The organism is Vibrio sp. B172a, from assembly GCF_030248355.1.
Lineage (GTDB): Bacteria > Pseudomonadota > Gammaproteobacteria > Enterobacterales > Vibrionaceae > Vibrio > Vibrio owensii.
Map to the genome: position 1 here is coordinate 109,075 of NZ_JAHGAC010000027.1, position 13,562 is coordinate 122,636.

Sequence of the window (13,562 nt, forward strand, 5' to 3'; positions counted from 1 at the left end):
GTCTATGAATGAAATGGGATGAGGTTTGTTCCGTGAAAGATGACATCCAGTGGCGCAATATCGACTTAAATCTGTTGGTGACGTTCTCTTATCTATATCGCTATCGCAGTGTGAGTTTGGCGGCCGAGAAGAGTTTTGTCAGTCAGTCTGCCATGAGCCATAGCTTGTCGCGTTTGCGCGTGCTGTTTGATGACCCATTGTTTGAGCGTAAAGGCCATAAGATGGACCCAACCGAGCACGCGCATCATATTGCGCCGACGGTGCATCATTTATTGGACTCGATTGCCAAAGATTTACTGACGAAGTCCGCTTTCCAACCAGAAAACTACGCCGGCGTGTGCCGCATAGGGTTAACCGACTACGCCGAGTTTATCTTCGCCCCACTGCTTTATGATGAAATCCGTAAGCGTGCGCCAGAAGCCCAAATCAGTTTTATCAACGTCAACCGCAGCAATTACGTAGCGATCACGGAGCACGATAAATTAGATGTCATCATCGGCAGTATGCCAGTGCTCGATGATAACTTTGAGAGCCAGTACCTCTACACAGAAAAGCACGTATGTCTGTGTGATAAGCGAGTGTTGAAAGGCGAAACACAATTGTCGATTCACGCTTTTGCCAATATTGAACAAGCCCTCGTGAGCCCTGATGGTAGCTTGAGTACACAAGTAGACAAAAAGCTTGCGGAACATGGCTTGAGCCGAAAAGTCACCGTTGCTTCACGTAACTTCCTTACGATTCGAAACTTGCTTAAACAGCGTGAGTTGGTTGCGATTGTGCCGGAGAAAATGGCGCAAGCGGAAGGGTTCTCGGACGATTTGGTGAGCGTCCAGCCGCCGATTGCGGTAGCGGATTTTGATATCGCCATGTTGTGGCATACCAGCCGTAACAACGAGGATAAAGGGATTTGGCTGCGTCAGCTGGTGGCAGAATTGATTACAGGGAGCAACGAAGGCTCCCTGTAATTGACGAGTGATTTCTACTCAGTGAAGAAGTCGTTGTACAGCATGTATAGGTGCGCCGCGCTCCATGAGAAGTTTGGTGCGCCTTGTTGATCGCCCGTTAGTGGGTTGTAGTTCTCACGAATCGGGCCATCTTGCACTAAGCCGTCCGCGTGCTGGAAGAAGGCCGTTGCCATTTCAATGGCGTCGTCACGATAGCCATATCTGTCCATGCCTTTCAAGCCGAAGTAGAACTGATCGACCCATACGCGTCCACGCCAGTAAATATCTGGGCCGAAGGCTGGGTTAGAGAGCGCCGCCGTACCCAGTGGCACATACGTATTGAACTCATTGCTGTCTTTCATCACTTTCACGACGGAATCGGCATGGGCTTGAGTCGCTGCACCATTAAACAGTGGCGACCAACCCTCTGGTCCCATCCCGCGCTCGACAATCGGTTTGCCTGCACAGCCATTTGCCAGTGGTTTGTCTTCGATGCGAATGTCGTAGAAGAAGCCCGTTGACTCATCGAACATACAAGTGTTGATGTAGTTCGCCAGATGCTTTGCCTTCGCTCGGAAGTCTTTTGCTTCGTCTTCTTTGCCTAGCATATCCGCCATTTCGGCTAGGTATTGGTTATCGCTGTACATGTAGCTCGCTTGGTCGACGGATTCTTGTAGCAACGAGTAACCCAATAAGGTGCCGTCTTCAGCGCGGTTCTGCGCAAATTCCACATCCCAATCGCTGCGCTTACCGCCTTTGGCAACGTAAGCATCCAGCTGCTCTTTATCGATAAAGCCAAATACCGCTGCGTCATCGCGGCCAGATTCCCAAGAAGCGGCGGTTTGTGCTGGGCTCTCGATGTAATCGTAATTACCCTCTGCCATCACTTTTGCCAGCGCTTTCTTACCCACCACCGTTTCATGCTCTTCGCCGCGAACCACCGTAAAGTACATTTCACCTTCTGGCGTGTTGTGTGCTTTGTCTACCGCAGCGCCGTATTCAGGAACGCCGTTGCCGTTGTTGTCGCGGTTACGCAGCCACCAGTTGTGGTACGCCACAAGCTTCGGATACATCTCTTCGATCCATGCCTTATCGCCGGTGGTTTTGTACACTTCCATTACCGCCCACGCAGCAAGGCTTGGTTTGGTATTACGTTCGTTCCAGTTGCCTCCGTCACCGCCACGTTCTGGGCTTAAGTTGTAAGCCAATAGATCTGGCACATAACCCTCATCCCAAGGGCGAACAGGATCGTCTGCTTGAATTTGATAAGCGAACATCGCACGAATGTTGTCTTTCGCGACATCTGGATTGAAGTGCGCCATCGCATAAGCTTGCTTCCATGTGTCCCAAGGCCAAGTTTGGTTACCAGAGAACCAACGAGCTGTCACGGACGGGGTTACCGAATCAAATTTCATCGCACCTGCGACACCGCGCCAGTTGCCGTTCAAGGTCTCCATCGATTTCACCGCCACGCGTTCTTGCTCTGGTGTCGCGTGTGGGTTGGTTAAACCTTTAGTTAGATAGCCTTCCCAACGCTGCTCAGAAGCCGAGAGGTAAGCTTCTGGGTTTGCCAAAATGTCTTGAATCTTAGCTTGTTCAGCTTGGTTTTCTTTTGCGGTTAGGACATGAGAGTAGGTGGTGTAAATCGTGGTTGAACCGTCGATTTTCGCCGTCGAAGTAAACTGATGACCATCTACTTGAGTGTCCATATCGATGGACTTATGGATTTGGTATTCGGACTCGCCAGAGGTCAGCAGATCCCACGTTGAACGCACTTTGCCAAACGTTACTTTTAAACCGTCATCCGTCGTGACGATAGTGCGGTTGTAATTTGGGTACTGCTCATCAATGGTTTTATCTGATTGGGATTTGCCTTCTTTTGCGTGGTACTTCTCAAGCAGTTGGCCATCCCATACAAGCTCAACTGGGGCGTCTGTGGTGATGTTGGTTTCCAACAGAGAAGTGCGGTCAGAAGCAAAGCGCAGCGTCATCTCCACAGTGACATCATCAGAGGTTAGCTTTTGCACCAATGCGCCCGGCAAGCTGTACGCTTCCATCTCGAAGGCGACTTTTTTGCCATCTTTGTACACGCTTAAGCGATCAAAATTATTAGCCATAAAGTTGATGTATTCTTCGGTCAGGAGCGCCGTGCCAGGAAAGCCACCCACACCTTCTGCATTGTCAGGCAATAGGTGTCCGTGCCATGCTCCCATATCGAAAAATGGATTAAAACGCTGGTGGTCATCAAAGTCGTAATCGCGCATGTATTCTGGAGAGCCAGTACGGTCAATCACATTCTTAAACTCGCTCGCTTGTAACGGTGCTTCAGAAGTTGTGACGGTATTACAGCCAGAGAGTGTCACCGCTGAACCAACGGCTAAAGCAATTAGGGTTTTACGTAAAGTCATGTTTGGTTCCTCGGTTTACCAGTAGAAATATTGCATTGCGAAAACTTGAGCATCGCCCGTCACGTTGTCATCCCCGACAGCAAAGCGACTATCAAATGCGGTTGCCCATGTGCCGTTGGCGTATTCCCACCACACGCCGGCGTTGATGTAAGAAGTGATTTCGTCTTCAGCGGAGTCTGATTCAAAGTTGGCGTAGTTGTAGGCCGCTGACAGATAGATGCCCGGAGCGGCTTCATACCATGCACTGGTCATAAAGCCTGATTCGCTGCCGTCCGAGACTTGGTTACCTTTATCGGTGTCGTGCCATACACGCGCGGCAACGTTTTTGTATTCCGCGCCAATGAGGAACAGTTCACCACCGTCGTTGTTACGCACTTCTGCGCCGCCCATAAGGGTTAAGTGCTCAGCGATGTCGTATTGGATGTAACCATTGACCATGGCGTTCTTATCGATCCATTGATCAGCAAAGCGGTCGTATTTACCAAAGTTGACCCAAGAATCATCTTCCGAGAAGTCCGACTCAGGAGCCGCTGAAATGCTGTAGCGGAATTTACCTTCAAGGTTTTGGATCTTAGCGCCCAAGAACACGTCTCGTGTATTGGAGATCACGTAGCCATATTCGACCGTCGCATCGCCCCACCATTGAACGTCATCCAGAGAAGAGTCCATACGGCCAATCATAAACTCGGTGTTGCCATCGGTGCGGTAACCGGCATAGAAACGGTTGAAGCCACCCTCGAAGCCTCCCCAACCATGGCCTGTCGCCCAAGCATTGCCATCGTCATCGGCTTGAACTGTCCAGCCTTCCATATAAGCAAGGCCAAACCAGTTACCGTATTGGACAGCGAGGCCACCCTCGATGTATGTGCCGTCTGCGTAGCGGCCTTTGTTTTCGCCTTCTAACGCGACATGGCCACCAACGCCTAATTCGCCGTAAAAGTCGAAGCTGACTTCTGCGTCGGATTTTGGAGGTTGAGTAGGGCTATGGTCAGCTTGGCTTTCAGATGCATGGACATTGACAGCGGTAAGAATCAATCCGGACAAAACAGTTTTAGTAAAACAAGTCTTCATTTTAATCACTTCTTAATTGAGTAGGATTTATGGTTTGCTGACGTGGCTGAATTTATATGGGGTGCTCTAAAGGCTTTAGGATCAGCTCGTGTGCAAACTTGGGATCAATTTTATCGATCAAATGGTATTTGATTAAATGCTCTATAGTTAAATTGTGATCGATATTTAGTAAAGTTTTACTTGTTGTTTTTATGGATTGAGAGCGCTTATATAGGAAGAGGGAATGATGGTTTTTGCTATGTAATTGCGCCCTAGAATACAGCTGAAGAGCGGTGGTTTTGCAGGGGAAGCAGGACAAAAGCAAAAAGAGCATCACGAAGATGCTCTTTGAATAAGAAGGGGATCAACGCTTATTTATGATTGTGTTACTGGCTCTTGCGCCTTTTCTTGCGTTGCTTGTTGTTTGATAGCTTGCTTCTTTTCAAAGCGAGAGATCCACCACCAAGCCAGAGCAGAGAAGACGGCAGTCATAAACACGTTGATGAAGAACGCACGTACCAAATCAACACCTGTTGGGAATGCCGATGCGGTCATGCTCACCACGAAGATGACAATCAATACCGACACCACACTCATGCCCACTTTGCGTGAACCCATACGGAAGTCGCGCGGTGTATCGTCGTGTTTTAGACGGAATACAAAGTACGCAATCATGATGAAGATTGGCGGTAGCATCGCCGTACCTGCGGTTAGGTTGATCGCTTGGTTCATCATGTCTTGCACGGATTCTGAACCAAAGCCGTTAACGATCAGCATCACCACAACGAATGCGAATTGCCACCATGCTGCACGCACTGGTACACCGTGTTCGTTTAGCTCTGTGGTTTTCTCGCCGTATACACCTTTTGGAATTTCAGAGAAGTGAATTTTTACTGGTGCTGCAGTCCACATCATCATTGAGCCAAACATCGCGATGAACAAGATGATACCAACGAAGCGACCAACCAATACTGTTGAAATGTCGAAGTATTGCGCCATACCGGTAAAGATTTCTACCATGCCGCCTGCGTATGTTAGGTCTTCACGCGGAACGAACACGTTCACCAAAAGTGAGCCAATAGCGTACATCGCACCAATCAAGACGCCCGCCATAATGATCACTTTGATGAAGGCTTTTTGGCCGCCTTTTACGTCTTTCAGATAAGCTGCTGCGGTTTCTGCACCGCCTGCTGCTTGGAAGATCCAACACATAATGCCTAGCGTCGCCCAGTTAATGGTTGGGCTCATTGCCTCTAGTGTGATTGGTTCTGCTGGCGTGTAAGTGTCGCCGCCTAATGCCATTAGTGCGCCGAGAACGTAAATACCGAATAGGGCAAACACACCGTAAGCAACCAGCTCAGAAATTTTGCCCAACCAAGATGCGCCTTTGGTTGAAATGTGGGTCGCCGCTGCGAACAGAACGATCGAAATAATCGACGTCACCATTGGTGAGAAGGTGTATTCGTAACCAAGCATCGCGTAAGACGCGTAAGCAATCACGTTTGGTAGAAGAGACACAAACCAGAATAGGTTTACGAACCAGTAAAGGAACGAACCTAGGTAAGCCGCTTTAGAACCAAGCGGTTGTTTAAGCCAGTCGTACATGCCTGACTCAGAGTTTTTGTTCGCCGAAACGAACTCTGCAATGATGAATACAAATGGAATGAAGTAAACGATCGTCGCGAAAAGGAAGATAGGGGCAGAGCTAAGACCAAGCTCAATGTTGTTGTTCACGATGTTACGGACGTTAAATACCGCCGCAAATGTCATCGACAGCAAGGCGAATTTGCCAATGGTGCCGCGCATAGATTCAGACATAGAGTCCTCCGATGAATCACGTCAATTCCCTTCGTAACTCAGTGATAGTACTATTGACCGTTTTATCATCCTTGGGCGAATATTATTCGTAATCGCATGGGATTGCTGAGGTCTACAACTGATCTGTGATCTGAATTACTTTGGGTTTATTTAATTATTTTGTTGTTAGGCCAGACGCGTTGTCTGGCCTTGCCTGTAAGCCGTTATTTATTTAGGAAATAGCCATCTTCGATGGTCACTTTGAGCACCACTTTTCTTACTCGGTTGTCACCGTGGAAGCGGTACGCTTTATCGTTATCAAAAATTGCAACTTGGCCTTCGCAAAGCTCACGAGTCTCACCTTGACCGGAGAGAAATTCGCGGTCAGTTTCATCACGGTATGCTTGCTCTAGGCGTAAATCGGATTTGTCGGCGAACTCCACTGTTTCGCGACCTTCTAGGTAGTAATGCACGTCGAAGTAGCGGCGGTTCCCTTCAAACAGGTCGGTTTGTTTTGTCCCGTCTTCAATCATGTAAACCAGAGAGTCACCAATCGAATACATCACGCCGTCTTTGATGTTGGCGATGTTCTCAATCGCTTCCACGCAGCGGTTCCATTTACGACCGTCGCGGTACACGACTTTGAATTGTTCTAAGTTGTCTAACACGATCATGGATTACGCCTCGTTTGCTGTTTGAGTATTTGGTTGAGTGAAGAACGCATTGTCGAAATCATGGTTTGCCATGGCTTGCGCACTGCAATCGCCTGCTTGAAGTGGCATCAGTGTTAGGCCATAACGGAACTCGTCCATGTACACACGGTATGAATCAAGCACTTCGCTGCCCCATGAGTTCGAGCCCAGTCCCATCACTTGATGGTCAAGGTTGAGCGTGATGTAGCCGCTCTTCTCTAGCTCAATGGTGTGTTGCGCTTCGTGCAGGTTTTGGTTGGTGTAGAACCAAGCGCTGAAGTTGATTTCTTGCTGTGGTTTCACCAACAACCCCGTGCCATGGCGATTCGTCAGTGATGCCCAACGAACGTGTTGGCGGTTGCCGTTGTTTTGTGGGAACGGGTAGTTCTCAAACATGTCGGCTACTGTGCTGTGGTAGACATCAATCAAGTTCGCTTGGCGACTGTCTTGGTAGTTTTCTTCAGGGCCACGACCGTAGTAACTCACTTGGTCAAAGCTGCCGTTGATGCCCAAATCCAAGCCAATCACAGGGATTACGTGCGGGTAATCGCCATAGCGTTCACCACTCAGTTCCACATTCAAATGACCTTGTGTGTTGATTTGGTAGCGGTAGGTACAGCGCATGCCAAAATCGAACACCGGTGGCGCAATGATGCTGGTGGTCGTAATCGAAACCGAGTCGTCCGTTGCTTCGACTTGTAGCGTGCGGAAGTGCTCCTGCATGATTTGTAAGTGCGCTGGGTGCCACAAACCTTCGTACTCTTGTTTGTGGTTATCAATCATTGGCTTGAAGAAGTTCAGTCTAGGCTCAGATTGAATCAGCTCTTCACCATTGACGCGCCAAGAGGTCAGCTTGCCGTTGACTTTAGAGAAAATTAGCGTGAAGTTGTGGCCTTCAATCACATGTTCCAAGCGGCTTTCTGAGGTGACTAACGTTTGTGCATTGTGGCTAACAAATTCGGCTTCGCTTGCTGTGTTCTCTTTCAGTTGGAATTGGTACACCGCGATGTCGTGGTTCGCTTCGCTGTACAAAGTGCGGCTGTCTTTACGCACGGTGAAGTTGATAAAGGCTTCACGCTCGTCCAGTTCTGGCAGATTAATTGTGATTTCACGCGCGCTGTTTGCAGCAAGTTCTTCGACCTTAAACTGCACGCTGCGCAGCGTTTCACCTTCCGCTCGGATATCCGCTGTGATGGTGTAATCATCAAGGTTGGTAAACCACAATTTGTTCTCTACGGTGAAGGTGTTTGTCGTACCTTCTACGGCTTGAATTTTCACTGGAGCGATGACTTGTTTGTACTCTTTCAAGCCCGGTCCAGGTGTTTGGTCTGGGTAAATCAAACCATCCATACAGAAGTTGTAGTTATTCGGGTAATCGCCGTAATCACCGCCGTATTTGTAAAACTCTTGGCCGTTTTCATCACGTGCTAATACGCCGTGATCACACCATTCCCATACGTAGTGACCTTGAATGTGGTCGTGCGCATAGAACACGTTTTGGTATTCCGTTAGACCGCCAGGGCCATTACCCATCGCGTGTGCGTATTCACAAATGATGCGTGGTTTCTCGTGTGGGTGCTCACCAAAGTGATTCATGAGCTGCGCACGTGAGTACATGGTTGAAATCACGTCGACAACTTCTGCATCACGGTCTTCTTCGTAATGCACCAAGCGGGTGTCATCAATCGCTCTGGTTGCGTCGTACATTGCGCGGATGTTGCAGCCGTAACCGGACTCATTACCCAGTGACCACATGATGATGGAAGGGTGGTTCTTTTGGGCGTGAACGTGGCGTTCTGCGCGGTCTACAAACACACTTTCCCATGCGGCATCGTTGGTTATGCGGCTTAGATCGCCAACGTTCGCGAAGCCGTGGGTTTCTACGTCGGTTTCTGCCATTACGAATAAGCCGTAAATGTCACACAGTTCGTAGAAGCGTGGGTCGTTAGGGTAGTGCGCGGTGCGAACTGAGTTGATGTTGTGTTGCTTCATCAAAATCAGATCTTTCTCGACACGCTCCATGCCAACTGCACGACCTTTTAGGTGGTCGTTGTCGTGGCGGTTCACACCGTGCAGCATTACGTATTGGTTGTTGATGTAGAACAGACCATCACGCACTTTGATGTCGCGGAAGCCAACGCGCTGAGGGATCACCTCAATTACATTGCCTTGTGCATCTTTTAACGTGATGAACAGTTGGTATAGGTATGGATTTTCCGCGGTCCAGTGGGTTGGGTTTACTACATCAATGGCAAAGTTTGTTTGGCTGTTGTCTTGGATAGTCAGTGCATCACATTGGCCACTAGCAATCACTTTACCTTTGTCTTGTAGTGCGTATTCCAGTGTGTAACCAGACGCAGCCGTAGTAGACAGGTTTTCTAGCTCAACTTGGCAGCTTAAGGTGGCACTTTGGTAATCGTCGGCGAAATCAGTACGAACAGTCAGATCTTGGACGTGAACGTGCTCTTTTCCGACAAGGTAAACATCACGGAATATACCCGCCGTCCACCACATATCTTGGTCTTCAATGTAAGTCGAATCTGCCCATTGCATAACGCGTACAGACAATAAGTTCTCGCCTTGTTGAACGTAAGAAGAAATGTCGAACTCAGCGGTTAAGCGACTGCCTTTGCTAAAGCCAACGTAATGACCGTTTACGTAAACTTCGAAGTAAGTTTCAACGCCATCAAATTTGATGATGGTTTGTTTGTTGTCCCATTGCTGGCCAAGCGTGAAAGTGCGTTGGTATGCGCCAGTTGGGTTGTCGGTTGGGACAAACGGTACGTCGATAGGGAATGGGAAACCTTCGTCAGTGTATTGAAGGTCACCGTGGCCTTCCATTTGCCACATGTTCGGAACGGTAATGCGTCCCCAATCTTCCATTTTTTGAGAGTAAAACGCTTCAGGCACCAAAAGCGGGTTAGTGAAATAGTTGAATGTCCATTGACCACTCAGCAGTTTAAAGCGGCTGCTCAGCTCGCGTTGGAACGTTTGTGCGTTTTTAACTGAATCGTATGAGAAGAAGTAAGCACGTGGTGCCATACGGTTCTCATGTAGGTGAAGGAAGTTTTCCCAGTTGTTCACGTTTGTTCTCCCCTCGGCTTAGCTTGGTCATTTGACGCGGTATCGTCAGCGTCGAATCTGCCCAAAAGAAATGCAGCCGATGTATTGTGAAAAGGCTTATTAGTTATCTGGGAAAGATATTAGTAAAAGTTTTACTAAAATAAATTAGTGAAAACGTTTAACTTTAACTTGATCACGTTTTAATACGTGATTGGTGAGCAAGATGTGATCAGCGTAAAGGAATAGCATCCCAAGCTTATTTGCTGGGTAAAACGAGTAAAAAATAACGGGGATTTAGAGAAAGGAAATAAAAAAGCACTGAGGATTCAGTGCTTTATAAAATAGGAGTTAAGAGGGAGAACTACTTAGTCGTGCCGCGCAGTTTGAGTTTGCTTGGTACGTGAACTTGCAATGGCAGCGCACGACCATCGCGGTATTTTTCTACCAATAAGTTTACCCCTTGTATGCCCATCATCTCTGAGTGAATGCGCACAGTAGAGAGCGGTGGGAAGGTAAAGCGCGCGGTTGGAATGTCATTCACGCTGATCAAGGCAATGTCTTGTGGAATGTTTAAACCGAACTCATGGATGGCACGTAAAACCCCAATCGCAATCGAGTCTGATGCGATAAAGAGTGCTGTCGGAAAGTCGCCTTTTGCCAACATCGCTTTGGCTAAGTCGTAACCCGATAGGCTAGAAAAATCGCCGCGGTAAATGTCGTTCTCTGATACAACACCTTTTAGGCTGCCGTATTCTACAAACGCGTTTTCACGAATGTCCGCTGTGTTGGGTTCGTCTTGTCCGCCAATAAAACCAATGCGCTGGTAACCTTGTTCGACGAAGAAGTCGACAACTTGCTTACTGATGCGAGCAAGATCGATATCAACACTGTCGTACATGCTGTCGCTGTCTGAGAAGTCGATATAACAAATGCTGTCTGCGAGGCGCTTAGGTAGTTTATTGATGATCGCTTTATCGGTTTTACCAACCAAAAGGATACCGGTGATCTTTTGCGTTTCGACATCAATGACACTGTCGTAGCAGTTGGTTAATGTAATGCCCAATCTATCGCACTGGGTTTCAATCCCGTGACGAATCGACAAGTAGTAGGGGTCATTCACCTCTGCTTCTTGCTTGTAGTTGTACAAGGCTAAAAAGTGGTGTTTTTGTTTCGCTTCTTTGGTGGCTTTTTTCGAACTGCTGGTGCGGTACTCCAGCTTTTCAGCAATCTCTAAGATGCGGTGTTTGGTTTCTTCTTTTACGCTCAGAGTCGGATCGTCATTCAACACGCGTGAGACGGTTGCAAGTGAGACGCCCGCTTCTGTAGCGATATCTTTTAGTGTTGCCATGTTCACTTCCCGTTGGCAAAGCTCACTGTCCCAGTGAGATAAGCAATAATCCCACCATTGTAAACAGCTACTTATGGATGCACAAATTTTTAGTAAAACTGTGCGAGGAATGAAATGAAGCGATCACCGCGAGAAGCGGAATTTTTAAGCAAACAAAAGCCCGAACGGCTAGGACAATCCGTTCGGGCTTTGTTATTTATCATTACCACTTAACACGAGTGGTAGGGCGATAAGGTTAAACCTAAGACTTTTTACCTTTGGTTTTATCTGGGTCGACAAGCAAGTGATCAAACACATGGCGAATGAATGGTGCCCCGACTTTTGAACCACCGTTACCGTGCTCAATCACAACGGTCGCTACGTATTTTGGATGGTCGTACGGTGCAAAGGCAGTGAACAACGCATGGTCAAGCAGGTGGTTAGCAAGCTTTTTCGAGTTGTAGACTTCGTCTTTACGCAAGCCAAATACCTGCGCCGTCCCCGATTTACCACCGCTGCTGTACTCTGCGCCCTTAAATGCTCGGCGGCCAGAACCATGTGCGCCATTGTTTACCAAGCGCATCGCGTTGATTGGAATGTCCCAGTATTTATCTGGCACACCTTCAATTGGCGGCAGATCTTTCGGTGCAACGTCGACTTGGTTTTCAAACTCTTCACCATGTTCAATTACAGCTTTAAGTAGGTGAGGTGCTTTCATTTCACCATGGTTGATAAGGAACGAAGTTGCTTTGGCGATCTGCATTGGCGTCGCTGTCCAATAGCCTTGACCAATACCGATAGGTACAGTGTCTCCCTGATACCAAGGCGTGCGGTGGCGTGCGACTTTCCACTCACGGGTCGGCATGTTCGCACTGCTTTCTTCATAAATATCGATGCCGGTTGGCAAGCCAAAGCCGAACTTGTTCATCCATTTCGAGATGCGGTCGATGCCAAGGTCAAAGGCAGTTTGGTAAAAGAAGGAGTCCACGGATTCTTCAATCGCTTTGGTGACATCAACATTACCGTGACCCCAACGTTTCCAATCTCGCCATGCTTTTGAATTCGGTTTCGAGCCAGGAATACGCCAAGAGCCGTGATCGTTACGCACCGTCGTTGGCGTAATCACATGTTCCTCAAGCCCCGCCACTGCCATGAATGGTTTCACGGTGGATGCCGGAGGGTAAACACCAAGCGTAGTGCGGTTTACCAAGGGGTGAGCAGGATCGTTCAATAGTGATCGGTACGCTTTGCTGGAAATGCCGTTCACAAATGGGTTGGGGTCATAGCTTGGGCTAGATGCCATTGCGAGTACGCTGTTGTCTCGTGGGTCGAGCACCACAGCACTACCTTGGCGATGGTCGAGCTCTTTGTAGACGTATTCTTGTAACTCGATATCAAGGTTTAGCACGATGTCTTTACCCGGAATCGGCGGTACGTATTTGATGGTGCGAATGACACGGCCGCGGCTGTTTACTTCGACTTCTTCATAGCCCTTAGTGCCATGGAGAAGGTCTTCGTAGTAGCGCTCAACACCCAACTTGCCGATGTTTTGCGTTGCTTGATAGTTCTGCGCTTTGCCTTCTTCATCAAGGCGACGCAAATCTCGATCGTTGATGTGAGAAACGTAACCTAGGACGTGCGTCAGCTTTTCACCGTAAGGATAAAAACGCTTAAGGTCGGCAGTCACAAACACGCCATTAAACTCATGCTGATGAACAGAAAAGCGTGCGACTTGTTCGTCATTCAGCTCATTCATGATGGTGACAGAACGAAAGCGGCGAGTGTGCTTGTAGCGTTTTTTAAAAGCGTCGACTTGTTCTGGGGTGATGTCGACGTAATGACGCAACTTTTCAATTAGCGCATCCGGATCGCCTGCTTGCTCTGGGATCATGTCAAGGTTGTAAACCGGGCGGTTCTCCGCCAGCAGTACGCCATTGCGGTCGTAGATCAAGCCGCGTGTTGGCGCGATAGGCAGGATTTTGATTCGGTTGTCGTTAGAGCGAGTCTGATAATCTTTAAAGTGGTTAACCTGCAAGTTGTACAGGTTCGCGACCAATCCACCCAGCAAAATAACCATGCCGAGGAAGGCAACGATGGCACGGTTCTTAAACAACCGCACTTCTTGGTTGTGGTCTCGAAATTCATTTCGCTTGCGTAACATGAGGGCCCTTCAGATTTGTTTTTGTTCTTTGCATGCCCCGATAAAAGGAAAAGACGCGATTCGAGTCTTGTTACAAAAGGTTACATTTGGGGCGGGGCTACTGTAGCGGGCTTTATCTCT

At 48.3% G+C, this 13,562-nt stretch carries 8 protein-coding genes; 1 reads left to right on the top strand and 7 read right to left on the bottom strand.

Going from position 1 to position 13,562, the window contains the following annotated elements; genetic code table 11:
- Positions 1-8: 8 nt before the first annotated feature.
- Positions 9-965, top strand: a complete 957-nt coding sequence (locus tag KIT90_RS21800; protein WP_172666210.1) for a LysR family transcriptional regulator — start codon at positions 9-11, stop codon at positions 963-965.
- A gap of 14 nt (positions 966-979) precedes the next feature.
- Here the strand turns inward: KIT90_RS21800 and ygjK are convergent, their stop codons facing one another.
- The 7 genes from ygjK to mrdA all read right to left on the bottom strand — a co-directional run bounded on the left by ygjK (position 980) and on the right by mrdA (position 13,442).
- A complete protein-coding gene (ygjK, locus tag KIT90_RS21805; protein WP_285378686.1) occupies positions 980-3,352 on the bottom strand; it encodes an alpha-glucosidase in 2,373 nt (790 codons plus the stop codon).
- 15 nt (positions 3,353-3,367) lie between these two features.
- The gene (gene ygjJ, locus KIT90_RS21810) at positions 3,368-4,423 is read right to left on the bottom strand and encodes a protein YgjJ (protein ID WP_285378688.1); all 1,056 of its coding nucleotides are present in this window, start codon (positions 4,421-4,423) and stop codon (positions 3,368-3,370) included.
- Between the two features lie 354 nt (positions 4,424-4,777).
- Entirely contained in the window at positions 4,778-6,220 is a 1,443-nt protein-coding gene (locus KIT90_RS21815; RefSeq protein ID WP_264403630.1) for an amino acid permease, read from the bottom strand.
- Positions 6,221-6,423: 203 nt separating this feature from the next.
- The gene (locus tag KIT90_RS21820) at positions 6,424-6,873 is read right to left on the bottom strand and encodes a beta-galactosidase subunit beta (RefSeq protein WP_009707487.1); all 450 of its coding nucleotides are present in this window, start codon (positions 6,871-6,873) and stop codon (positions 6,424-6,426) included.
- Between the two features lie 3 nt (positions 6,874-6,876).
- Entirely contained in the window at positions 6,877-9,975 is a 3,099-nt protein-coding gene (gene ebgA / locus KIT90_RS21825) for a beta-galactosidase subunit alpha (RefSeq protein WP_285378690.1), read from the bottom strand.
- Between the two features lie 340 nt (positions 9,976-10,315).
- Positions 10,316-11,302 (bottom strand): transcriptional regulator EbgR, encoded by a 987-nt coding sequence (gene ebgR / locus KIT90_RS21830; RefSeq protein WP_264403625.1) that lies wholly within the window; start codon positions 11,300-11,302, stop codon positions 10,316-10,318.
- A 241-nt stretch (positions 11,303-11,543) separates the two neighbouring features.
- Positions 11,544-13,442 carry a penicillin-binding protein 2 gene (mrdA, locus tag KIT90_RS21835; protein WP_020193936.1) on the bottom strand — a complete coding sequence of 633 codons (1,899 nt, stop codon included), beginning with the start codon at positions 13,440-13,442 and terminating at the stop codon, positions 11,544-11,546.
- Positions 13,443-13,562 lie beyond the last annotated feature (120 nt).